The sequence below is a fragment of the Lentzea miocenica genome (genome assembly GCF_033949945.1).
GTDB classification, from domain to species: Bacteria; Actinomycetota; Actinomycetes; order Mycobacteriales; family Pseudonocardiaceae; genus Lentzea; species Lentzea miocenica.
Genome location: NZ_JAXAVW010000034.1, coordinates 100,225 through 123,283 on the forward strand (window position 1 = coordinate 100,225; position 23,059 = coordinate 123,283).

General features: G+C 70.4%; 23 protein-coding genes. 14 read left to right on the forward strand and 9 right to left on the reverse strand.

All coding sequences use genetic code 11. The annotated features are described in order from the left end of the window. Window positions 1-382 precede the first annotated feature (382 nt). The gene (locus tag SK803_RS34720) at window positions 383-1,888 is read left to right on the forward strand and encodes an ArnT family glycosyltransferase (RefSeq protein ID WP_319970416.1); all 1,506 of its coding nucleotides are present in this window, start codon (window positions 383-385) and stop codon (window positions 1,886-1,888) included. Between the two features lie 93 nt (window positions 1,889-1,981). Here the strand turns inward: SK803_RS34720 and SK803_RS34725 are convergent, their stop codons facing one another. Beyond that, complete coding sequence (locus SK803_RS34725) at window positions 1,982-2,569, reverse strand: M15 family metallopeptidase (RefSeq protein ID WP_319970417.1); 588 nt, start codon at window positions 2,567-2,569, stop codon at window positions 1,982-1,984. Between the two features lie 188 nt (window positions 2,570-2,757). Here SK803_RS34725 and SK803_RS34730 point away from each other — a divergent pair, with 188 nt between their 5' ends. Then, entirely contained in the window at window positions 2,758-4,584 is a 1,827-nt protein-coding gene (locus SK803_RS34730) for a sigma-70 family RNA polymerase sigma factor (RefSeq protein WP_319970418.1), read from the forward strand. A gap of 1 nt (window position 4,585) precedes the next feature. On the opposite strand, the gene SK803_RS34735 is transcribed toward SK803_RS34730, so the two are convergent. Further along, the gene (locus SK803_RS34735; protein WP_319970419.1) at window positions 4,586-5,467 is read right to left on the reverse strand and encodes a LysR substrate-binding domain-containing protein; all 882 of its coding nucleotides are present in this window, start codon (window positions 5,465-5,467) and stop codon (window positions 4,586-4,588) included. Between the two features lie 78 nt (window positions 5,468-5,545). Between SK803_RS34735 and SK803_RS34740 the strand changes: the two genes are divergently transcribed. The 5 genes from SK803_RS34740 to SK803_RS34760 are packed head-to-tail and all read left to right on the forward strand — an operon-like array spanning window position 5,546 to window position 9,802. Then, on the forward strand, window positions 5,546-6,754 hold the full coding sequence (locus SK803_RS34740; RefSeq protein ID WP_319970420.1) for an acetyl-CoA C-acetyltransferase: 1,209 nt from the start codon (window positions 5,546-5,548) through the stop codon (window positions 6,752-6,754). Further along, a complete protein-coding gene (gene pcaD / locus SK803_RS34745; protein ID WP_319970421.1) occupies window positions 6,754-7,518 on the forward strand; it encodes a 3-oxoadipate enol-lactonase in 765 nt (254 codons plus the stop codon). Before SK803_RS34740 ends, pcaD begins: the two co-directional genes overlap by 1 nt. Next, a complete protein-coding gene (locus SK803_RS34750; protein ID WP_319970422.1) occupies window positions 7,515-8,291 on the forward strand; it encodes a CoA transferase subunit A in 777 nt (258 codons plus the stop codon). The genes pcaD and SK803_RS34750 overlap by 4 nt, the downstream gene beginning before the upstream one ends. A gap of 1 nt (window position 8,292) precedes the next feature. After that, complete coding sequence (locus tag SK803_RS34755; protein WP_319970423.1) at window positions 8,293-8,940, forward strand: CoA transferase subunit B; 648 nt, start codon at window positions 8,293-8,295, stop codon at window positions 8,938-8,940. A 46-nt stretch (window positions 8,941-8,986) separates the two neighbouring features. After that, window positions 8,987-9,802: a lipoyl protein ligase domain-containing protein gene (locus tag SK803_RS34760; RefSeq protein ID WP_319970424.1), complete on the forward strand. Its 816-nt coding sequence runs from the start codon at window positions 8,987-8,989 to the stop codon at window positions 9,800-9,802. Window positions 9,803-9,888: 86 nt separating this feature from the next. On the opposite strand, the gene SK803_RS34765 is transcribed toward SK803_RS34760, so the two are convergent. Beyond that, window positions 9,889-10,533 carry a response regulator transcription factor gene (locus tag SK803_RS34765; protein ID WP_319970425.1) on the reverse strand — a complete coding sequence of 215 codons (645 nt, stop codon included), beginning with the start codon at window positions 10,531-10,533 and terminating at the stop codon, window positions 9,889-9,891. Continuing rightward, a complete protein-coding gene (locus SK803_RS34770) occupies window positions 10,530-11,684 on the reverse strand; it encodes a sensor histidine kinase (RefSeq protein ID WP_319970426.1) in 1,155 nt (384 codons plus the stop codon). The genes SK803_RS34765 and SK803_RS34770 overlap by 4 nt, the downstream gene beginning before the upstream one ends. Before the next feature lie 161 nt (window positions 11,685-11,845). Here SK803_RS34770 and SK803_RS34775 point away from each other — a divergent pair, with 161 nt between their 5' ends. After that, window positions 11,846-12,277: a hypothetical protein gene (locus tag SK803_RS34775; RefSeq protein WP_319970427.1), complete on the forward strand. Its 432-nt coding sequence runs from the start codon at window positions 11,846-11,848 to the stop codon at window positions 12,275-12,277. A gap of 5 nt (window positions 12,278-12,282) precedes the next feature. Continuing rightward, window positions 12,283-13,704, forward strand: a complete 1,422-nt coding sequence (locus SK803_RS34780; RefSeq protein ID WP_319970428.1) for a phytoene desaturase family protein — start codon at window positions 12,283-12,285, stop codon at window positions 13,702-13,704. Window positions 13,705-13,900: 196 nt separating this feature from the next. On the opposite strand, the gene SK803_RS34785 is transcribed toward SK803_RS34780, so the two are convergent. After that, a complete protein-coding gene (locus tag SK803_RS34785; RefSeq protein WP_319970429.1) occupies window positions 13,901-14,455 on the reverse strand; it encodes a CGNR zinc finger domain-containing protein in 555 nt (184 codons plus the stop codon). An 83-nt stretch (window positions 14,456-14,538) separates the two neighbouring features. Here SK803_RS34785 and SK803_RS34790 point away from each other — a divergent pair, with 83 nt between their 5' ends. Then, complete coding sequence (locus tag SK803_RS34790; RefSeq protein ID WP_319970430.1) at window positions 14,539-15,483, forward strand: EamA family transporter; 945 nt, start codon at window positions 14,539-14,541, stop codon at window positions 15,481-15,483. On the opposite strand, the gene SK803_RS34795 is transcribed toward SK803_RS34790, so the two are convergent. Next, the gene (locus tag SK803_RS34795; protein ID WP_319970431.1) at window positions 15,480-16,628 is read right to left on the reverse strand and encodes a GDSL-type esterase/lipase family protein; all 1,149 of its coding nucleotides are present in this window, start codon (window positions 16,626-16,628) and stop codon (window positions 15,480-15,482) included. The genes SK803_RS34790 and SK803_RS34795 overlap by 4 nt on opposite strands. Before the next feature lie 112 nt (window positions 16,629-16,740). On the opposite strand from SK803_RS34795, the gene SK803_RS34800 reads away from it, so the two are divergent. From SK803_RS34800 to SK803_RS34810, 3 genes are all read left to right on the forward strand, one after another. After that, on the forward strand, window positions 16,741-17,238 hold the full coding sequence (locus SK803_RS34800; protein ID WP_319970432.1) for a SigE family RNA polymerase sigma factor: 498 nt from the start codon (window positions 16,741-16,743) through the stop codon (window positions 17,236-17,238). Beyond that, the gene (locus SK803_RS34805) at window positions 17,235-18,206 is read left to right on the forward strand and encodes a hypothetical protein (protein WP_319970433.1); all 972 of its coding nucleotides are present in this window, start codon (window positions 17,235-17,237) and stop codon (window positions 18,204-18,206) included. The genes SK803_RS34800 and SK803_RS34805 overlap by 4 nt, the downstream gene beginning before the upstream one ends. A gap of 545 nt (window positions 18,207-18,751) precedes the next feature. Further along, complete coding sequence (locus tag SK803_RS34810; protein WP_319970434.1) at window positions 18,752-19,303, forward strand: hypothetical protein; 552 nt, start codon at window positions 18,752-18,754, stop codon at window positions 19,301-19,303. Window positions 19,304-19,470: 167 nt separating this feature from the next. Here the strand turns inward: SK803_RS34810 and SK803_RS46640 are convergent, their stop codons facing one another. Next, entirely contained in the window at window positions 19,471-19,878 is a 408-nt protein-coding gene (locus SK803_RS46640; protein ID WP_406601626.1) for a hypothetical protein, read from the reverse strand. A 227-nt stretch (window positions 19,879-20,105) separates the two neighbouring features. On the opposite strand from SK803_RS46640, the gene SK803_RS34820 reads away from it, so the two are divergent. Then, window positions 20,106-21,383, forward strand: coding sequence for a cation:proton antiporter (locus SK803_RS34820; protein WP_319970435.1), 1,278 nt, complete (start codon window positions 20,106-20,108; stop codon window positions 21,381-21,383). Window positions 21,384-21,389: 6 nt separating this feature from the next. Here SK803_RS34820 and SK803_RS34825 read toward each other — a convergent pair whose 3' ends face one another. Both SK803_RS34825 and SK803_RS34830 read right to left on the reverse strand, forming a co-directional pair. Beyond that, complete coding sequence (locus SK803_RS34825; protein WP_319970436.1) at window positions 21,390-22,367, reverse strand: NADPH:quinone reductase; 978 nt, start codon at window positions 22,365-22,367, stop codon at window positions 21,390-21,392. 25 nt (window positions 22,368-22,392) lie between these two features. After that, complete coding sequence (locus tag SK803_RS34830; RefSeq protein ID WP_319970437.1) at window positions 22,393-23,016, reverse strand: NADPH-dependent F420 reductase; 624 nt, start codon at window positions 23,014-23,016, stop codon at window positions 22,393-22,395. Window positions 23,017-23,059 lie beyond the last annotated feature (43 nt).

Below are 23,059 nucleotides of genomic sequence, written 5' to 3' on the forward strand. Positions count from 1 at the left end.
AATTGAAAATCATGCAATTTTTGGAAAACCGCGTGCGTAACTAACCGCAGCCGTACAATGCGCGGTCACTTGCCGCACGCGGACAAACACGCGCAGTGATCAACTCTGGCCCCTCACACCAGCGGCGATACCCCAACCAGCGCGCCACCCCAGTCCGGATGCCGCAATTTCGCAATTCTGTTCACCGTTCAACATTCCGATCCCCCGACGGTGCGACCAAGAATGTGCTACGGCCCGCCCGCCCACGGCTGACGTCTCAATTGGATTCAATCGACCGGACATCAATTCCGCATTTGCCGCGTGAATGCTGCCGATCGGAGCACCGGATCGAGCTGATCTTGTCGATAACATGCCGTTCCGACCGGAAGAGGGAGCGATGCCGGTGTTGACGGCTGAAAGCGTGGCAACGCGGACCGGCAGGGCGGTGCCGCTGGCGCGACGCCCGGTGGCGGTGGTCGCGGCGCTCTACGCGGGCCTGCTGTTCCTGCTGGCCGGGAACTACGGGCTCACCGCCGACGAGCTGTACTTCCGGATGCTCGGCGACGAGCCGCGCTGGGGTTACTTCGACCAGCCACCGCTCACCCCGCTGCTCGCGAAGGCGGGCGCGGTGCTGTTCGGCGACACGGTGTGGGGCATCCGGCTGCCGGCCCTGCTGTGCGGCGTGGCGGTCGTCGTGCTCGCCGCGCTGATCGCCGCGGAACTGGGCGGCGGCCAACGAGCGCAGGTGCTCGCGGCGGCCGCGGTGGGCACGTCGGTGAGCGTGCTCGTCATGTCGCACTTCCTGCTGACCAACAGCCCCGACCTGGTCGCCTGGAGCGCGGTGGCGCTGTTCGCGCTACGGGCGTTGCTGCGCGGAGACGGCCGGTGGTGGCTGGCCGCCGGTGCGACGTGCGGGGTGGCGACCTACGCCAAGTACGTCATCCTCCTGCTGCCGCTGACGCTGCTGGTGGCGTTGCTGCTGGTGGGTCCACGCCAGGAACTGCGCAGCAGGTGGCTGTGGGCCGGTGCCGGGCTGACGCTGCTGATCGCCGCGCCGAACCTGATCTACCAGGTGGCGAACGGCTGGCCGCAGCTCGTCATGGCGCAGTCGCTGGCCGAGGGCACCTGGTCGGACGGCGTGCTGTTCGCCCTGGACGTGGCGATCCTGGTCGGGCCGGCGGTGGCACCGATCCTGGTGGCGGGTCTGGTAGTCCTGCTGCGCCGCCCTGGCTGGCGTCCGGCACGGGCACTGGCGGTGGCCTACCTCGTCGGCACGGTCCTGGTGCTCGCCCTCGCGCCCAGCGGCATCGACTACACGGAGGGCTACCTGGTGCCGCTGGTCGCCGCGGGCTGCGTGGTCGCGGACGAATGGCTCTCCAGGGGCCGGGCCCGGTGGCCCGCGGCGGTGTCGGTGCTGTCGGTGTTCGCGGTGCTGCAGGTGGTGCTGATCTTGCCGGTGTGGCCGGAGCGCATGGTCGCGCAGTACACGCTGACCAGCCTGACGGCGGAGACCGTCGGCTGGCCGCAGCTGGCCGGGCAGGTCGCCGACGCCTACGCCGCGCTCCCCGCCGACGAGCGGTCGCGTGCCGTGGTGCTGACGCAGAACTTCGGCGAAGCGGGTGCGCTGCACTGGATGCGCGACGACCACCCGCTGCCCCAGATCTACAGCGGACACAACGAGCTGTACTTCCGGGGACCGCCGCCCGAGAGCGCGGACGTGGTGATCACGGTGGCCGTTGACGAGGACCGGCTGGCCCGGGACTTCCGCGAGTGCACCGCGGTGGCGCGCATCGACAACGGGCACGGACTGGACACCAGGGAACAGGGCAGGGCCGTCTCGGTGTGCCGCGGTCCGCGGGCGCCATGGGCCGAGCTGTGGCCCCGTTACCGCGTGGTCGGCCCTTACTAACCGCCCCCGGCTGGCTCCGCCGGCGTCTGCAAGTACCACCAACCCTTGATCGAACCGCCGCCAACTACACCCAACTTGCCGCCGAACCGGCGGTCAGCCGGTGCCGTTGCTGATCGGCTGGGGGCACTGGCCGCCGCGGGTCGTCAGCAGCTCGAAGTGCCACATCTCGTTGGCGTACGCCTGGCACAGGCCGTAGTCCGCCCCGTGCTGGATGAGCCAGTCGGCGGCATTGGTCGGCCCGATGTCGATCGCCTCGCCGGTCACGTGCTTCGACTTCTCCGGCGGGAGCACCCACCGCAGGGCCTCCCTCTCGCTGCCGTACCGGACGATCGCCTCGTCCAGCAGGCGCTGCTGGTACGCCTTGCTGCGCCAGCCCGACGTCACCTTCAGTTCCACCCCACGCACTCGGGCGTCGGCAGCGGCGTCCCGCACCGCCGCGAGCAGGGTCGGGTCGAGGTTCGCGATGGCGGCGTGCCCGGTGTCGTTCAACGAGATGCTCTCGTTCTCCGGGATGCTGCCGTCCCCGGAGACGCGGGTCGGCGTGCTCAGTGCCGGGGCCTCACCTGGCCTGCCACCGCCGGGCGCGGGCTCCGTCGCGCACGCCGCCGTCGCGAGGACGAGCACAGCGGCGAAGGCCGTCCGGAGTCCTCTGCCGCCGCGGTTTCCACGAGTCGCTGCCATGCCGTCGACATTGCCGGAGTGATGTCCCCGGCCCACGCGCGGAATGTGCGCGTTGTGCAACGGGACGTCGACAGACGCGGTGACAGTAGGGTGGCGCACTCGAAAGTCGGCGAGGTTTTTCTGTTATCGCCGGGTGCCGGGGACATCTCCTGGGCAGAGATGATCCTGGACCGGCAAGTGAGGTGGGCATGGCGGTAGCCGAGGAACCCGGCGTCGCGACGGTGGTGGCCGCGCGCGATGGCGACCAGCGCGCGTTGGACGACCTGGTGGCCGGGTATCTGCCTCTCGTCTACAACATCGTGGGACACGTGCTCGGCGGTCATGCCGACACCGACGACGTGGTGCAGGAGACCATGCTCCGGGCGGTGCACGGGCTGTCCGGGCTGCGTGATCCCGCCGGGTTCCGGTCGTGGCTCGTCGTGATCGCGATGAACCAGATCCGGCTGCGGCACCGGGAACGTCAACGGGTGCCGATCTCCGGTCCGGTGCCGGAGGACGTCGCCGATCCCGGTGCGGACTTCGTCGACCTCACGATCATGCGGCTGCAGCTGTCCGGGCAGCGCCGTGAGGTCGTCGCGGCCACCCGGTGGCTCAGCCCGGACGAGCGCGAGTTGCTGTCGCTGTGGTGGCTGGAGGCGGCTGGACGGCTGACTCGCACCGAGGTCGCCAACGCGCTCGACCTGACCCCGCAGCACACCGCTGTGCGAGTGCAACGGGTCAAGGCGCAGCTTGACGCCGCGCGCATCGTCGTGCGGACGTTGGAGCGCACGCCGCGCTGTCCTGAGCTGGCCGAGGTCCTCTCGGACTGGGACGGTGACCCCAGTCCGTTGTGGCGCAAGCGGATCGCCCGGCACAGCCGCGGCTGCGTCCGGTGCGAACGGTCCGGGCACGACCTCGCGTCCGTCGAGGGACTCATCGCCCGGCTGCCGCTGGTGCCGCTGCCCGCCGCGTTCGGGTTCGACCAGCCCGTGCTCGTCGGCTCGCAGGCGACCGTCTCGCACGTCGCCGCGAACCCCGTGGCCTCCGGCAAGCTCAGCCTGTTCCTGCAAGGCACGCTGGTGAAACCGCTCGCGGCCGCCGCAGCCGCGGTGCTGGCCGCGGGCATCGTGGTCGCCGTGCTGCCCTCGCCCGAGGAACCGGTCGCGCGCGCGACCACGACCACCACCCAGAGCGCACCCACCACCACACCGCCTCCCTCCACTCCTTCGTCGGTCCCGACCACGACCCAACCCCCGTCGGCAACGTCGGCAGCCGCGCCCCCGCCACCGGTGACCCCCGTTGCGGCATCAGCGAAGAAGGGCGTCAGCACCTGGAACTTCAACGGTGTCGGCAAGGCGCTCACCGACGTCCGGGCGGAGTGGTACTACAACTGGGCCGTGCACCCCGACGGCATCGCCACGCCGCCGAACGTCGAGTTCGTGCCGATGATCTGGGGCACGAAGTTCACCGACGACGCCACGCTCGCCCGCGCGAAGGCGAACGGCAAGGTGCTGCTCGGGTTCAACGAACCGGACTTCCCGGACCAGGCGAACATGACGCCGGAACAGGCGCTCGACCTGTGGCCGAAGCTCGCGGCCACCGGGCTGCGGCTCGGCAGCCCCGCCGTCGCGCACAGCGGCGACAAGGCGGGCGGCTGGCTCGACCGGTTCATGACCGGTGCGGCACAACGCGGTCTGCGCGTCGACTTCATCGCGGTGCACTGGTACGGCTCGGACTTCAGCGAAGCCGCCGTCGGCCACCTGAAGAACTACCTCGACGCGGTCCACCGGCGATACGGCAAACCGATGTGGCTCACCGAATACTCGCTCATCGACTTCTCCAGCGGTTCGGCGCGCTACCCGACGCAGGCGCAGCTCGCGGCGTTCGCCCGCGGCTCCAGCGCGATGATGGAAAGCCTCCCGTACGTCGAGCGCTACGCCTGGTTCGCGCTGCCCGCAGACAAGCCCGGCACCGGGCTCTACGCCCCCGGCGGCACCCCGAACGAAGCGGGTGCGGCGTACCGCGACGCCGGCTGAGTCACCGCGCCAGCTCGCCGAGCACCGCGAGAGCCCTTGCCAGGACAGGAGAGTCGTCGTCCGCGCGCACCGCGGTCGCGAGATCGATGCCGTGGTTGCCGGTCAGCGGGCGGTAGGTCGTGCCGGTCACGCCGAGTTCGGCGACCGGTTCCGGCACCACCGCCACGCCGAGTCCGGACGCGACGAACGTGACCAGGGTCGAGGTCTCCGAGACCTCGTGCCGGATCCGCGGTGCGAAACCGGCCTCGTGACAGAGCTTCGAGACGATCTCGTACATCACGGAACGGCCGCGTGAGGCGTGCACGATCAGGTCTTCCTCTTGCAGGTCCTTGATCGTCAACCTCTGACGCGAAGCGAGCCGATGGCCGTCGGGCAGCGCCACGATGAGACGGTCGCGGCGGACCGTGTTCACCCGCACCGACGGGTGGTCGACCGGCGGCCGCAGCAGGGCGAGGTCGATCCGGCGCGCGAGCAGGGACTCGACCTGGTCCGGTGCCAGCATCTCACCGCGGAACGCGAAGTCGACCTCCGGCAGCTCCTCGCGCAGGGTGCGGGCGAGCGCGGGCAGCAGGCTGTACGTGGCGGAGCCGACGCAGCCGACCACCAGACGGCCCTGCAGTCCGGCGGCCACCCGCCGCGCCTCCGCTCCGGCGTCGTCCACGGCGGCCAGCACGTCCCTGGCGCGTTCGAGGTAGACCGTGCCGGCCCTGGTGAGCTCGACCTTGCGGGTGGTGCGGTGCAGCAGCGTCACGCCGAGTTCGGCCTCCAGCTGCTGGATCTGCTGGGACAGCGGCGGTTGGGCCATGTGCAGGCGTTCGGCGGCGCGGCCGAAGTGCCTCTCCTCGGCGACCGCGACGAAGTAGCGCAGATGGCGAAGCTCCACCTATTCATACTTGCAGAGTCTCAGTGAACGCGAAATGAGTATTTCTCGATATGGGCCGGAGCGCCTAGCGTCGAGGCCATGACCGACGTCGTGATCTGCGAGCCCGTCCGCACCCCGGTCGGGAGGTTCGGCGGTGCGCTGGCCTCGCTGAGCGCCACCGACCTCGCCGCCGCCGTGCTGACCGAACTGGTCCGCCGCACCGGGCTGCGCGAGGGCGACGTGGACGACGTCGTTCTCGGCCAGTGCTATCCCAACGGCGAATCTCCCGCGATCGGCCGGATCGCCGCACTCGACGCGGGTCTGGGCACGGGCGTGCCGGGCGTCCAGGTCGATCGCCGCTGCGGGTCGGGGCTGCAGGCCGTGCTGTACGCGGCGGGCCAGGTCGCGACCGGTGCCGCCCGAGTCGTCGTCGCCGGTGGCGCCGAGTCGATGTCGCAGGTCGAGCACTACGCGCTCGGGCTGCGCACCGGCGTGCGCGGCGGCAACATCAACCTGATGGACCGGCTGGTGCGAGCCCGTGAGACGGCCGGTGGCAGGTTCCACCCGGTGCCCGGCGGCATGCTGGAGACCGCGGAGAACCTGCGCCGCGAGTACGGCATCTCGCGTGAGGAGCAGGACGAACTCGCGCTGCGATCCCAGCAGCGGTGGGCCGCCGCTCAGGACGCCGGCCGGTTCGCCGACGAACTCGTGCCGGTGACGGTGCCGGGACGCAAGGGTGATGTGGTCGTGGACCGCGACGAGCATCCCCGGCCGGAGACGACGCTGGAGGACCTGGCGGCGCTGCGGCCGGTGCGGCGGAAGATCGACGCGGAGTCCACGGTCACCGCGGGCAACGCCAGCGGGCAGAACGACGGTGCCGCGATGTGCGTGGTCACCACCCGCGCCGAAGCCGGGAAACTCGGACTGCGGCCCGTGCTCGCCCTCAGGTCGTGGGCCGTCGCCGGCGTCGGACCCGAGGTGATGGGCATCGGACCGGTGCCCGCCACCGCCACCGCGCTGGACCGGGCCGGGCTCACCCTCGACGACGTCGACGTCATCGAACTCAACGAGGCGTTCGCCTCCCAGGTGCTCGCGTGCCTGCGCGAGTGGAAGGTCGACGCCGAGGACGAGCGGCTCAACCCCAACGGTTCCGGCATCTCGCTCGGGCACCCGGTGGGCGCGACCGGAGCACGGATCCTCGCGACGCTCGCGCACGAGATGCGCCGCCGCGGCAGCCGCTACGGCCTGGAGACGATGTGCATCGGCGGCGGCCAGGGTCTCGCCGCCGTCTTCGAGTCGGTGCGCTGATGAGCGTCGCGGAGGTCCACCACGTCGTCACCGGCAGGCAGGACGGCCCGGTCGTGGTGCTGTCCAACTCGCTCGGGTCGACGCTGGAGATGTGGGACGCCAACGTCGCCGCGCTCGAGGAGCACTTCCGGGTGGTCCGGTACGACACCCGCGGGCACGGCCGCTCCCCCGTCGTGCCCGGCCCGCACACCATCGACGCTCTCGCCGGCGATCTCGTCGTGCTGCTCAACCGGTTGAACGTGGAGAAAGCACACCTGGTCGGGCTCTCGCTCGGCGGCATGACCGCGCTGCGGCTGGCCGCGCGCAACCCCGAACGCGTCGACCGGCTCGCGGTCCTGTGCACCAGCGCCCAGCTCGGACCGGCGGCGAACTGGACCGGCCGCGCCGCCCTGGTCCGTGCACAGGGCACGGCCGCCGTCGCCGAAGCCGTGGTGCAGCGCTGGTTCACCCCGGCGCACCAGGACCGCGCGCGGTGGGAAGCGATGGTGGCCGCCACCCCGGCCGAGGGATACGCGGGCTGCTGTGAGGCGATCGCCGCCATGGACCTGCGCGCGGACCTGGCCAGGATCACCGCACCGACGCTGGCGATCGCCGGAGCGGACGACCCGGCGACGCCGCCGCACCACCTCGAACAGATCGTCGCCTCCATCCGCGACGCCACGCTGCTCGTCGTCCCCGGAGCCGCGCACCTCGCCAACGCGGAACAGCCCGGCGTCGTCACGGCGGCGCTCGTCGACCACCTCACGAAGGAGAGCAGTTCATGAGCCTGGACAAGGTGGTCGGCAGCCCGGCCGAGGCGGTGGCCGGCATCCGGTCCGGCGCGAGCATCGCCGTCGGCGGGTTCGGGCTCGCGGGCATCCCGTGGTTCCTGATCGAGGCGTTGCTGGAGCAGGGCGCCGACGACCTCTCGATCGTGTCCAACAACTGCGGCGTGGACGGCGCCGGACTCGGGCTGCTGCTCGAACACCGCCGGATCAGCCGGGTCGTCGCGTCCTACGTCGGTGAGAACAAGGAGTTCGCCCGGCAGTACCTCGCGGGCGAGCTGACGGTCGAGCTCACTCCACAAGGGACACTCGCGGAACGGCTGCGGGCCGGCGGTTCCGGCATCGGCGCCTTCTTCACCCCCACCGGCGTCGGCACGCTGGTGTCCGAAGGCGGCCTGCCGTGGCGGTACAACGCCGACGGCACCGTCGCGCTCGTCTCGCCGGCCAAGGAAGTCCGCACGTTCCACGGCGAGGAGATGGTGCTGGAGGAGTCGATCGTCACCGACGTCGCCCTCGTCCGCGCCGCGATCGCCGACCGCGCGGGCAACTGCGTCTTCCACGCCGCCGCCCGCAACTTCAACCCGGCCGCCGCGATGGCGGGCCGGTTCACCGTGGTCGAGGCGGAACGCGTCGTCGAGGTCGGCGAGATCGACCCGGACCACGTGCACCTGCCCGGCGTGTTCGTGCAGAGCGTCGTCGAGCTCACCCCGGAACAGGCGTCCCGCAAGGACATCGAGAAGCGCACCACCCGCGCCCGCCAGGAGGCGAACTGACATGGCCTGGACCCGCGACCAGATGGCCGCCCGCGCCGCGCTCGAACTGCGCGACGGCGAGTACGTCAACCTCGGCATCGGCCTGCCCACGCTCATCCCCGACCACCTGCCGCCGCACTCGACGGTGACGCTGCACGCGGAGAACGGCATCCTCGGCGTCGGCCCGTTCCCCTACGACGACGAGGTGGACCCCGACCTCATCAACGCCGGCAAGCAGACCGTCAGCGTGCTGCCGGGAGCGTCGTTCTTCGACTCCCCCACCAGCTTCGCGATGATCCGCGGCGGCCACATCGACACCGCGATCCTCGGCGGCATGCAGGTCTCCGCGCACGGCGATCTCGCCAACTGGATGGTGCCCGGCGCCATGGTCAAGGGCATGGGCGGCGCCATGGACCTCGTCAGCGGCGCCGGACGCGTCGTCGTCCTCATGGAACACACCACCCGCAACGGCGACCCGAAACTGGTCGACGCCTGCACCCTGCCGCTGACCGGACGCCGGGTCGTCTCGCGCGTCATCACCGATCTGGCCGTGCTCGACGTCGCCGGCGGGACGTTCTCACTCGTCGAACTGGCACCGGGCACGTCGGCCGAGGAGGTCGCGGAGAAGACCGGAGCCCCGGTGGTGGATCGGCGGCCGGCGTCCGTGTGACGTGAGCGGTTCCGCGCCGAATCGGGTCATGGCCGACAATCACGGCGTGCCAACTGCGAACAACCTCACCCGGCTACTGGTGTCCGGAAGCACCGCGTGTGCGGTCACCGAGCTGGTGATCCCGGCACTGCTGCTGCGCACGCCCAACGCGCCGTGGTCACAGCTCGTCAGCATCTACGTGCCCCACGGCCCGACGGTCGCCTTCAGCGGTAGAGACCTCCGCTCTCCCGGCATCACCAAGGCCACCCGGGTTGCTCGCTCAGCGGGATTCGAGACGGTGGTCCGGTCGCCGGGCGGCCGGATGGTCGCCTACGACAGCGGCGCCGTCGTGATCGACCACCTCGACAGCACCACCGACATCCGGCACGCGGGCAGCGCGACCTTCGCCGCGAACGCCGAGAGCCACGTGCGGGTGCTGCGCGAACTGGGCGACGTCGACGCCCGCGTAGGCGAGGTGGACGGCGAGTACTGCCCCGGCGAGTTCAGCATCAACGTCGGCGGCACCGCGAAGGTCGTGGGCTCGGCGCAACGCGTCACCGCCACCGGTTCCCTGTTCAGCACGGTCGTCCAGGTCGTCGTCTCGGACCAGGTGCGCGCCGTGATCGAGGACGTGTCCGAGGCGCTCGGCTACGACCTGCGGCACAGCTCCATCGCGGGCCTGGCCGACTACGCGCCGGGGTTGACCGCCGACGAGGTCGCCACGTCGTTCAAAGCGGACTACCGCAGGCGGCTCGACCTCACCGACGGCCAGGTGCCGGCCGAGGTGGTCGCGCACGCGTCGACCGTCACGCCGAACGGGGACGGCACGTCGCCCTTCCACGTCGACGACTGGACGCGGGCGAACCCGATGCCGCGCAGTTGAACGACCGCTCAGGCCCTGGCGAGTAGGCGAGGACAGCCAGGCGCGCACGGTTGTTCGCACGCACGAGCCCATGCCGCGCAGTTGACCTACCGCTCCAGCCCCGCCGAATACCCGAGCACCGCCAGCCGCACACGGTTGTCCGCCCCCGTCTTCGTCATCAGCGCGGCAACGTGCGTCTTCACCGTCGTCACCCCCACGTGCAACCGCTCGGCGATGTCCTGGTTGCCGAGCCCCTCGGCCACGAGCGCGAGCACGTCGAGCTCACGCGGTGTCAGACCCCGCAGCGCACCCGACGGCACCGGCCCACGCTCCTCCCGGACGACCCTGCTCACCAGGCGCCGCAACACACCGGCGCTGAAGGGCTGCTCTCCGGCGGCCGCCCGCCGGATCGCCGCCAGCAGTTCCTCCGGGGCGGAGTCCTTCACGAGGAACCCGTGCGCACCCGCGGCGAGCGCGGGGTACAGGTGGTCGTCGTCGTCAAAGGTGGTGAGTGCGACGACGCGCGCTTCGGGACGGCCGGCGAGGATCTTCCTGGTCGCCGCGATGCCGTCGACGACGGGCATGCGCAGGTCCATCAGGATCACGTCGGGGCCGCACCGCGCCGCCTCGCGCACCGCCTCGGCGCCGTCCGCCGCCTCGCCGACGATGTGCACGTCCGGCGCGGACTCGCAGAGCATCCGCAGGCCGGCGCGCACGAGTTGCTGGTCGTCGGCGATGAGGAGGCGGATCATGCCGGCTGCTCCTGCCGTGGCAGGGAGGCGCGCACGGACCAGCCGTGGCCGGTCGGGCCCGCGTGGAACGATCCGCCGAGCCGCTCGACCCGCTCCGCCATGCCCGTGATGCCGTGTCCGTCCGGCGCGGGGCGAGGCGGCGTGGCTCCTGCGTCACTGACCTCGATGTCGAGGCCGGCGGTCGACTCGCGAACGCGGAGCAGCACGGCGGCGCCCGGTTCGGCGTGACGCATCACGTTGGTCAGCGACTCCTGGACGATCCGCAGCACCACGAGTCGCCGCGACGCGTCCAGGTGTTCAGCGGATTCGCTGATGTCCGTGCGCACCGCGAAGCCCGCGCGTTCGCAGCTCGCGGCGGCCTGGCGCACCGCCGTGGTGAGGCAGTCAGGACTCGTGCCGACCGCGGAGGGGACCGAGGGATCGCGGAGCACGGTCACCAGCTCCCTCAGGTCCCGCAGCGCGGCGGAACCGGTGGCGTGCACGTCGTCGAGCACCTCCCGGAGTTGCTCAGGCCCGGTCGCGGCGTGGCGGGCGACGGCCGAGCGCAGCACCATCGAGGAGACGTGGTGGGCGACGAGGTCGTGCAGCTCGCGGGCAACGGCGACCCGGTCGGCCTCCCGCGCGGCCGAGATCTCCGCGTCCCGCACGCGCAGGATCAGCGCCTTCTCCTCGCTTTGCCGTGCGGTGAGCTCCCGCATCGACCTCAGGTGCCGTCCGGCGAGCACGGGAACGCCGACGACCAGCGCCACCCTCAACGCCACGAGCACGGGCTGGTCGTCCTGTGCCACCAGGTAGATCGTGTCCACCGCTAGGGCCGTCGCGCAGCCGATCAGCAGCTGCGGCAGCCACGGCCGTCGCATCGCGAGCTCGCCCAGCGACAGCGCGGCGCAGGCCTGTGCCGCGCCGACACCGGGAGCCGCCATCAGGAACGCGGTCAGCACCAGCAGGTGCTGCGCCAGTGAGACCGGGAGAGGCGAGAGGCGGCCCACGACGAACAGCAGCGAGGACGTCAACGGCACGATCCACGCCGACAAGCTCATGTCCGGCGCCGGCACCGCGAGCCACAGCGTCGAGGCGACCACCAGTGCCAGCGGCGCGAACCTGGGCGCCCATCGCGCCACCACCGGCCACGCGCTGTTCCACGAAGTCACGACCACGATGGTAGGTCGGTCACGTGCCCGCCACCTCCTACCGCGGTAGGAGGCGACTCCTACCGCGGGCCGCGGAAACGGCCCCCGCGCAGGAGGTGCCGACGTACGGTGATCGCGACGATGGGTTCCGTGCCGACCAAGCGCTGGAACGGAGCCGCCCGATGATCTGGAGCAAAGCCCCCTCGAAAACGATCCTCGTCATCAGGCTGCTGATGGCGGCGATCTTCGCCCTCTACGGATGCGTCAAGCTGTTCGGTGGTCAGTTCTACTACGGCGACTGGGACAACCTGTCCAAGTCGACGGTGGACGGCACCTCCCTGGTGTGGCTGTTCTACGGCTACTCGCCCTTCTACGGCCGGATCACCGGCCTGTTCGAACTGATCCCGGCAGTCATGTTGTTGTTCCGCCGCACCACTTTCCTGGGAGCGGCCGCTCTGTTCGTGGTCGGGCTCAACATCACGCTGATGGACTTCGCGTTCGACTACCCCTCGGTCAAGTACCTGGCCGCGCTGTACACCGTCCTTTGTGGAGTGCTCGTTCTGCAGGACCGCGGCAAACTGCGGGACATCCTCGCCGATTCGGCGAAGAGTTGAGTCCAGTGCCCAAAGCGGTGGTCGTGGGCTCCGGTCCGAACGGGCTGGCGGCGGCGGTCCGGCTGGCCCAGAACGGCGTCGAGGTGACCGTGCTCGAAGCCGCCGACAGGCTCGGTGGTGGCGCGAGAACGACCGAGAAGCTCGTCGAGGGAACCCTGCACGACGAGTGCTCGGCCGTGCATCCGACCGCCGTGCTCTCGCCGTACCTGCGAACGCTGGACCTGGAGCGGTACGGGTTGCGCTGGCGGCATCCCGAGGTGATGCTCGCCCACCCGCTGGACGACGGCGCGTGCGCGGTGTTGCGCGGTTCGGCGGAGGAGACAGCGGCAGGCCTTCCGGCGGGCGACGGTGAGCGGTGGTCGCGAGTCTTCGGCCCTCTCGCCGCGCACATCGACACCGCCGCAAGCGATCTGCTGGGACCGTTGCCGCGCCGGCCGTCCCACCCGGTGCACCTCGCCCGGTTCGGATTGCGCGCGGTGCCGCCCGCCGCGCTGATGCGGAAGCTGTGGCGTTCCCCGGCCACGCAGAGCCTGTTCCTCGGCGCCGCCGCTCACGTCATGCACGACCTGCGCGCGCCGATGACCTCCTCGGTCGCGGCCATGCTGATCGCGGCAGGCCACCGGTTCGGCTGGCCGGTCGCGGAAGGCGGCTCCCAGGCGATCACCGACGCCCTGATCGCGCTGCTGCACGACCTCGGCGGCAGGACCGTGACGGGCAAGCGGGTCGGCTCCACTTCGGACCTGCCGGAGGCGGACGTCGTCCTGCTCGACACCTCCCCCGGCTCGGCGGCGCGCATTCTCGAGGGCAGGCTGCCGAAGCGGGTGCACCGGGCCTACCACCGCTGGCGCCACGGGCCGGCGGCGTTCAAGGTCGACTTCGCCGTGCGCGGCGACGTGCCGTGGCGCACCGCGGACTGTGCCGCGGCGGGAACCGTGCATCTGGGCGGCGACCCGGACGAGATGCTTCGCACCGCCCGTGACGTTCACCAGGGCCGCATGCCAGATGCGCCGTTCGTCCTCGTCGGACAGCAGTATCTCGCCGACCCGGTCCGATCCGCGGGCGATGTCCATCCTTTGTGGACGTACGCGCACGTCCCGCAGGGTTACGACGGCGACGCCACCACCGCGATCATCGGCCAGATCGAACGCTTCGCTCCCGGCTTCGCGGACAGGATCGTGGCCTTCTCCGCCAAGAACCCCGCCGACCTGGCGCGGGGCAACCCGAACTACGTCGGCGGCAACATCCTCACCGGCGCCAACGACCCGTTCCAGCTGGTGTTCCGGCCTCGCCTGACCCCACACCCCTACGACACCGGCGTGCCCGGCGTGTACCTGTGCTCCGCCGCCACACCACCGGGAGCGGGAGTGCACGGCATGAGCGGATACCACGCCGCCAGTCGCGCCCTCCGCCATCTGGAGCGCCGCTAGCCGGGCTTCTCGGGCCACACCGTTTCGTCGTTCCACACCGCACCGCCGAGCACAGCGTGATCGTGCCCGCCGCGCGGACGGCGTCGGGGTGCGCCTGGTCCTGGGGCGATCCGCCGCCGTACAGGTTGAGCAGCAGGGTCAGCATCACGCCGCCGACCACCAGCACTGCCAGGCCGCGGTGCACAACAGTCCCAGCTCAGCCTCGGTCCGCGCGGCGCTCCCGGAACGCGATCATGTTCATCCGGTTGCCGCACCGCACGCTGCAGAACCGCTTGAGGCCGTTGCGGGACAGGTCCAGGACGAGGCCGGTGCAGTCGTCGGCCGCGCAGATCCGCAGGCGGTCCATCTCGTTCATCCGGATCACGTCGATGAGGGCGAGCGCGGCCTCCACCCGGATCCGTTCGGCGAGCGGCGAGTCCGGCTCGGTGGCGTGCATGTGCCAGTCCTGCGTGTCGTGCCGCACGAGGTGCGGCAGTGCCTTGGCGTCGCGCAGCATCTTGTTCACGGCTTCGACGGCCGTGTCGCGATCGAGCGTCCACACGTGCCTGAGCAGGGCGCGCGCGCTGTGGACGTCGCGTAGTTCGGCCTCATCGTGATCGATGCGACCCGTGTAGCCGAAGCCTTCGAGCAGAGCCCTGAGCTGATCGACGGTGGCCAGCTCGTCCTCGCCGGTGCGCGACGCTGACGCATCGGTGTTGCACAGGGCCACGACGAAGCCGAGCGACTCCTCCGTGTCAGGGGCAAAACGCAAATTGACTCCTTACGCAGACCAGCCTACCGTCAGGGTTGTAAGTCAGGTTAGGCCATTACATCGCCTGGAACGGGGAGGCACGCATGCCGTCGAAGACCACCGGCCTGATCGCGGCTGCGGTCTCGTTCATCTCGTTCGGCACGTCCGGGGCGTTCGTCAAGCCGCTCCTGGAAGCGGGCTGGTCGCCGACCGCGGCCGTCACGGCCCGCGCGCTCGCAGCCGGCCTCGTGCTGCTGCCGTTCGTCGTGATGTCGCTGCGCGGCCGGTGGGAGCTGCTCCTGAAGGCGCGCTGGGCCGTGGTGGGCATGGGCATGGTCGGCGTGGCGGTCACCCAGGTCCTCTACTTCGCCGCCATCCAGCGCATCCCGGTGGCGACCGCGCTGCTCATCGAGTTCCTCGCGCCGCTCATCCTGGTCGGGTTCACCTGGGCGGTCAGCCGGCGGACGCCCGCGCCCGTCGTCCTGGTCGGCTCGGTGCTCGCGGTCGGCGGGCTGGTGCTGGTGATCGGGCCCGGCGCGATCCAGGCCGTGGACCCGATCGGCCTGGCGCTCGCTTTCGGTGCCGCCATCGGGTGTTCCGTCTACTTCGTGATCGCCGCGCGTCCCAACGAGGGGCTGCCTCCGGTCGCGCTCGCCGGGGCGGGGATGTTGCTGGCCGCGCCCGTCCTCGCACTTGTCGGGGCGACCGGCCTGCTGCCGTTCACCGCCACGTCCGGCGACCTGTCCCTGCTGGGCACCACCACGGCCTGGTGGGTGCCGCTGCTCGTCGTCGCGGTCGTCGGCACGGCACTGGCCTACGCGAGCGGCATCACCGCCTCCGGGATCCTCGGGTCACGGCTCGCGTCGTTCATCGCCCTGCTGGAGGTCGTCTCCGCCTCCCTGTTCGCCTGGCTCCTGCTGGGCGAGAAGCTCTCGCCGTTGCAGCTCTTCGGTGGCGTGCTGATCCTCGCCGGCATCGCCTCGGTCCGGGCCGAACGGCAGAACGTGGAACCGGTCGCCGCGCCGCCGGTCGGCGCGGCCTGCCCCTAGAGCTGTTCGGCGAACGGGCCTCCCGGCGCGAAGGCGTAGCGGGAGAAGCGTTCGCCGATCAGTTCGTGCGCGGCGGTGTCGGGGTGCAGCGCGTCGGGCAGCGGGTGCGTGACGGCGTCCTGCTCGCCATAGAGCCGCGTTCCGTCCAGGTAGTGCAGGTTCGGGTCGTCCTCGCGCCGTTCGACGAGTGACGCCAGCGCTTCGCGGATGACCCTCAACGTCAGCTGTGGCGCCGTCCCGTGCGGACCTGTTGCGGTGTAGACGATTTCGCCCGCGGCGAGAGCATCCAGGTCCATCCCGCCGGGGCCGGGCGTGTCCTCGTGGATGCCGCAGAAGATCGGCGACATCAGCACCAACGGCGTGCGGGGATGGCCGTCGCGGATCGTGTCCAGGAATCCGTGCACGGCCGGTACGAACGCCCGCAGCCGCATCACGTCGAAGTTCACCACGTTGATGCCCAGCTTCACGCTGATCAGGTCGGCCGGGCGGTCGCGCATCACCCGCGCGACGAACGGATCGACCAGCGCGCTGCCGCTGAACCCGAGGTTGTGCAGTTCGACGTCACCGCGCCGGGCCGCGACGACGGGCCAGATCCGGGTCGGCGTGGTCGCGTTCGAGCCGTTGCTGATCGAGCTGCCGTGGTGCAGCCAGACACGTCGATCGGACTCGACCGGCCGCACCGGGGCATCCGTGCGCAGCTCGACCAGGTCCATCGTTTCGTTGTGGGGCAACCAGATCTCGACGACCTTGTCTCCCTCCGCCAGCCCGGTGAACCGGGTGGTGCAGAGGGCACCCGCGTGGAGTTCCGGCGTTCCGGCCAGCGGGTCGATCTCGATCTGATCGCCGCCGTCGAGCTGCTCGCTGGCGACGAGTTCGCCGTCGACCACGAGATCGACGCTGCCACGCGGGCGGACGATGCCGCGGTAGGACGCGCAGGTCGGGTGGCTGACCAGTTCGACGGTGCGCGCCGCGGTGGCCATCACCAGGCGCAACCCGGAAGGCCTGCTCTCCGCGCCCATCAGCTGAGGGTCGGGGAACCGGGTGCGCACCCAGGCGGGCAGGCGGTGCGGTCGCACACCTCGGGCGGTGTTCTCCAGCTCGGCCGCACCGCGCACGAACGCGTCGGTCAGAGGCGTGGTGATCATGCTCCTACCGTCTCACGGCGGTGCGATGAAGACCGTCTGACCCAGGAGGCAACCATTCACGCGGCCCGACTGGTAGTAGCAGTGACGGACCGAGTCGAAAGGCCGTGAAGTGGTGCGCTCACCTGAGGGGTTCGAGGAGTTCGTGGCGGTCGCGTCGCCACGGCTGCTGCGAACGGCTTTTCTGCTCACGCGGGACCCGGGACACGCGGAGGACCTGCTGCAGACCGCCCTGGCGCGGGCGTGGCGGGCGTGGCATCGCGTGGACGGCGATCCCGAGCCCTATGTCCGGCGGATCATCGTGACCACGCACGCCACCTGGTGGCGGCGCCGGTGGAGAGGCGAGGAACCGACCGGTGAGCTGCCGGAACCACCTGGCCAGTCCCCGCACGACGCGGTCGGCGAGCGTGAGTGGCTCTGGCAGGCACTGGGCCGGCTGCCGCGCAAGCAACGCACCGTGCTGGTGCTGCGGTTCTACGAGGACCTCACCGAGGCCCAGGTGGCCGCTCTGCTCGGCTGCTCCGTCGGCACGGTCAAGAGCCAGGCCAGCAAGGCGCTCGCCAAGCTACGGCTCGACGACACGATCACCACGTTCGAAGGGGTGCGGCGATGAACCTGACGGACCTCAGCGAGGTGCTGCGTGACCGCGCCGAGCTCGCCGACTCGTCCCACGACGCACGGATGGCGGGTGTCCGGGCGAGGGTGACGGCCGCCCGGCGGCGTCGAACGGTCGCCGGCGCCGCCTTCGTGGTGCTCGCGCTCGTCGGCATCGTCTACGCGGTGCTGCCCCGCCCCGGACAGCAGCCCGAACCCGCTGTGCCGACGCGCAGCCTGCCGGAGTACCAGTACGGCACCCGGCTCACCACCCAGGCCTGGGGAGATCTCCCCTCGACCAGCGTCACCGTCCGGTTCGTGCCGAAGTCGTCGGACATCAGGCTGTTCACCCGATGCGACATCGGGCCGAACAGAAGCCTGCTGATCACCGTCAACGTCAACGGCCACTCGTTCAAGGAGAACAACACCTGCTCCAACAGCGCGAACAGCAGCAGCACGGCCTGGAGCAGCATGGGTGTCCTGCCGGGACAGCCGTCCGTCATCACGCTCACCGTGAGCGGAGAGCAGGGATCGTCCCAGTCGGGGCCACCACCCGTGCTCCCCCTTCCGGCGAGCGGCACGTTCGCTCTTGGTGTCGGCGAGCCGGTCCCGGTGAGCGAGTACCCGTTCCCGCCACGCCCGCAGACGCTGACGCCGTTGCCCGAGAATCGTCGCGACGCGACGATCGAACTGCGGGCAGACCCGGTGGATCCGGCCGCGAAGAAGGAGATCACCGTCGAATGGCCTGGCACCAACCTGATGCTGGCGCACATGAACACGCCCGGCAGGCTGCGAGTTCTGGTCAACGACGTCGTGGTCATCGACCTCGACCACTGGAGCTACAGCGTGCACGGCGGGCAGGTCGGGCGCTACGAGTGGGAGAGAGGTGTCGACGGGCTCCCGCTCGCGAAGGGACAGCAGGTCAAGATCACCGTGATCCCCGAACGCACCACGGGTGACTGGGACGTGACGCTGTCTCCCTGGTGACTGGGGTGTCGGGCCGGGCGAAACGGCCCGATACCCCAGCGTTTCCAGAGGGTCAGCCTCGTCGTGCCCGGCGCAGCACGAAGGGTGCCGCGCCGAGCAGCGCCAGGGCACCGAGTCCGGCCAGCGGAAGGGCCGAGTCCCCACCGCTGCCGGACTCCTGGCCGTAGCCGCCGTGCGTCGGAGACGCTTGGGCGACCAGTCCGCCGACCTCCTCGACTCGCCGAACCCGCCTTCTGTTCCCGCAAGGCCGAGGTGTGTGCCGGTGCGGGGCGACCGGGAGGAGCCGTTCGCCTCACCTCGGGACGACGGGTAGCGGCACCCGGAGACGTCTCAAGCTGTTTCTGTCGGTTCCGAAGTGAAACCGGTATCATTGTTCAAGCACATTCAAAATAGCCGACAACGATCGACCGTAGATTTAGGTACGGGCCAGCGGGATATCGATCAGTTGAGATTGCTCACGCTCGCGTCTTCGTCCCAGTCGTTTCTTTCGGCATGGTTCGGCTATTCCTGCAGAGTCGAAATTCATGGCCTGAAAGGAGCTCATCATGAGATTCAACGTCTTTGGCCGCTCTGCGGTCGTCGCCGTGGTCGTCGCCGCTCTGTTCGCCTTCTTCGGCGGCGCGGGCACCGCGTCCGCCGCCGCAGCACCCGCCGCCCCGGCGTTGAGCACGCCGGTCACCGGCACGTTCACCGACGCCTCCGGCGGCATCGGCACCGTGGTCGGCACGTTCACGCCGACCGGGTTCACGGAGGACGGCACCACCGCGCTCGCCAACGGCATTGTCGACCTGACCCTCATCGACTCCGCAGGTCAGCAGGTGGGGACCGAGTCGCGCGAGATTACGGCCCCGGTGGGCGTTTCGCAGGTCTCCTGCGAGATCCTCGACCTGGTGCTCGGACCGCTGGACCTCGACCTGCTGGGCTTGGTCGTGCACCTGGACCGGGTGCACCTGAACATCACCGCGGAACCGGGTCCGGGCAACCTGCTCGGCAACCTGCTGTGCGCGATCGTCGGAATCCCCCTCCCCGGCTCGCCCACCGGACTTCAGACACTGGTCGCCCTGCTGAACCAGATCCTCGCCCTGCTGAACGGATGACCACCGGTGGCGAGGCGCCCCTGGGCGCCTCGCCACCGGCAGGAACATTAACTTTGAAATTCATGTTGCACCCCGGCTAACGCCTGGGAGGTGCTTTGTTTCCGCTTTCGACGAAATACGAGCCAGCGAGGAGTGCGGAGGTCCGGTCTCCGGCGTGTCCAGCTCTGCTACCAGGGTCGTGAACCGCTCCGGCGACCGGGCGAAGGCGACACCAACGCCAGAGCCGCGCCCATTCGAGGAGGCCGAATCCGCTCCTGGGTGAGCGCGACCTCCAGCCCCGCGTTGCAGCGGGCCGGGTCGTCGACCAGGCTCGCGAGCAGCTCGGTCGTGGTGGGCCCCAACGGCGACAGCTCGATGAACGACGTCGACGCCGCCTCGTGAACGCGCTCCCGCGGACCCGGACGGCGCAGACCCCGTTGCCAGTAGCTCAGGGTCGATTCCGCGACCGTCAACCCCATGCGCGCCAGGTGTGCGCGCAACCGGAACAACGACAGGCCCCGGCGGTCGATCGCCACCCGCAGCGCACGGTGGAACGGCCCGTACCTCAGTGCGTCACCGAGTTCGTCCACACCCATCAGAACCCCGTTCCGACGCGCCTCCCCCGGCGTGAAAGCCGGTGGTCGGCCACCGCAGCGGCCGGTCGTGCCCGTGCGCAAGACCCGTCTCAGATGCGGCCTGTGGACGTTGACCGGCTCCGGACGGTCCACAAAGGCCGGTCTCCCGGAAACCCTTGATCCCCCGGGGTTTACCCCTCTCCCGCCTCGGGTATCACTCCCGTCCGGACAGAAGCGGAAGGCGCACAGTGGATCCAGGCTCCCTGCTGTACACCGGCACGGGCCTCGCGACCCTGGCCGCCGCCCTGCTGCCGCGACTGCTCGACCGCGCGCCGGTGTCGATGCCGATGCTCTTCCTCGGCGCGGGAGCCCTCACGTTCGCCGTCGTCGAACCGCTCCCCGACCCTGATCCTGCCCGCCACAGCACGGTTCTGCTGCACCTCACCGAGATCTGCGTGATCATCTCGCTGATGGGCGCGGGTCTCGCGCTCAACCGCGCGGTCAGCCTGCGCGGCTGGGCCACCACCTGGCGCCTGCTCGCGATCACGATGCCGTTGTCCATGCTCGCGGTCGGCCTGCTCGGCTGGGGCGCGCTCGGCCTCGGCGTCGCGTCCTCCGTGCTGCTGGCGGCGGCACTCGCCCCCACCGACCCGGTGCTCGCCAGCGAGGTCCAGGTCGCCGAACCGGCCGAGAACCCCGAGTCCGACGAGGACGAGGCGAGGTTCGCGCTCACCTCCGAGGCAGGCCTCAACGACGGTCTGGCGTTCCCCTTCACCTACGCCGCCATCGCGATCAGCGTCGCCGGGGCCGCGCCGTCGGGATGGCTCCCGCACTGGCTCGCCGTGGACGTGCTGTGGCGGCTCGCCGTCGGACTGGCCGTCGGCGTGGCGGTGGGCTGGTTGCTGGGCAAGCTGTTCTTCTCCGCGCCGTCGGAGAAGTTCCGCCTCGCCGAACACGCGGAGGGCTTCGTCGCGCTCGCCGCGACGTTCCTCGCCTTCGGGATCACCGAACTCGTCGAGGGCTACGGGTTCGTCGCGGTTTTCGTGTGCGCCTGCACGATCAGGGCAGCCGAACGGCACCACGGCTATCACCAGGTCCTGCACCGCTACGTCGAACAGGCCGAGCGCATGCTCACGGTCCTGATCGTCTTCCTGCTCGGCGGTGCCGTCGCCGGTGGCCTGCTCGCGGGCGTCACCTGGCAGGAGATCGCGGTCGCCGCTGTCATCCTGCTCCTGGTCCGGCCCCTGGCCGGCTGGATCGGCCTGCTCGCCGGCAAAACAGGCCCACGGGAGCGCACGGTCATCGCGTTCTTCGGGGTCCGCGGCGTCGGCACGCTGTTCTACGTCACCTACGCGTTGCAGGAGGGCCGGTTCGCCGACCAGGACACCATCTGGCGGATCGTGGGTCTGGTCGTCATCGGTTCGATCCTCGTCCACGGTCTGTCCGCGTCACCCGTGATGTGGCTGCTCGACCGCAAGCGGCAGCAGAAAGGCGGCGCGGGCAACGCGTCCCGAACACCCGTGTGAACCCGCTCAAGGAGCGGTGACGAGCACCCGGCCGCCACCGCCGGCGTCGACCCGTTCGTGGGCCGCGGCGATCTCGTCGAGCGGGAACAGCTTCCCGATCTCCACCCGCAACGCGCCCGATGCCGCCGCGGCGGTGAGGTCACGGGCCGCAGCACGTTTCGCAGCGACCGGGAAGTCGTCGCTGCCGAACAGTCGCACCGTGACGTTGTTGAACAGCAGCGGCCAGAACGGCAGTTCTGTGCGGTCGGCTCGCGTGCCGTAGGCGGCGATGATCCCGTCGTTCGCGATGACCGCGGCATCCAGTTCCGCGTTGTCCGACATGGACACTTCGACGATCCGCCGCACGCCATCTGGAGCGTGCGCTCGTAGTTGCTCCGCGGCATCAGGGCTGTCGAGCGCGACCACGTGCGAGACGACGGACTTGTCGACGAGGTCCAGATCGCGGGCTTTGGTCACGGTCCCGAGCACCGTGGCGCCACCCCACCGGGCGAGCTGCGCGGCGAGCGATCCGACGCCGCCGAGCACTCCCTGCACCAGCACGACCTGTCCGTCGACCGGCCCGTCGGCGAACACCGTCCGGTGGGCGGTGATGCCGGGAATGCCCAGGCTCGCGCCCATCTCGTCGGACACGTGATCCGGCAACGGCACGGCCAGGTGCTCAGGCACAACCGTGTACTGAGCGGAGGTCCCGAACGCGCGGTACGACTGCGCTCCGTAGACCCAGACGCGTTGGCCGACGCGGTTCTCGTCGACGCCCGCACCGACCGCGTCCACGACACCGGCGGCGTCGCTGTGCGGAACCACGCGCGGGTAGGGCATCGACGAACCCAGCCAGCCGCGCCGCTTCTTCGTGTCGCCGGGGTTCACCCCCGACAGCCGCACCCGGACCCGGACCTCGCCGGAACCCGGCTTCGGGTCGGGCAGCTCACCGACCTGAAGAACGTCGGCGGCGGGACCTTGCCGGTCGTACCAGGCCGCGAACATGCCGCTCTCCCTCGAACTCGTGCCGTCAGGCCGTGGGCCCGGCGAGCCGCCAGCCACTCTGCCACGCCCAGCCGTTGCGCGCGTTGAGAGTGATGTTGAGGAAGGCCAGTTCCTCCAGCGCACGGGCCATCCGCAGCCCACCGGCGTCGATCGGGCGGAATCCCAGTGACGCCAGCAGGTCCGCCACGACCTGCTTCGCCTGCTCGTCGTCGCCCGCGTAGAAGCCGTCCAGCGGCAGTCCGCCCTCGTTCGTGTCGCCCAGACGGGAGGCGAAGACCGTGTTGAACGCCTTCACCAGCTTCACCCCGGGCACCGCGCCGGCCAGCTGCTCGGCCTGGCTGGACCCACCGGTCGTGAGGTCGCTGTAGGTCTCGTTCAACGGGTTGGTGGCGTCGACGACGACCGCGTCGGTGTCCTTGATCTCAGCGAGCACGTCGGCCGCGACACCGGCCGGCACCGCCAGCACGACGACGTCCGCACCCTTGGCGGCGTCCGCGGCGGTGGCCGCGGCTGCTCCACCGACCTGCTCGGCGACCTTGACGGCGTTCTCCTGGTGTGCGGCGGCAACGGTGACCTCGTGCCCGGCCGCGGTGGCGGCCTTCGCCAGACCGGCCCCGACGTTCCCCGCACCCACGACTGCGACTCGCATGACGCCTCCATTTAGTTCAAAGTTGAACCTTCTACTTTCGACA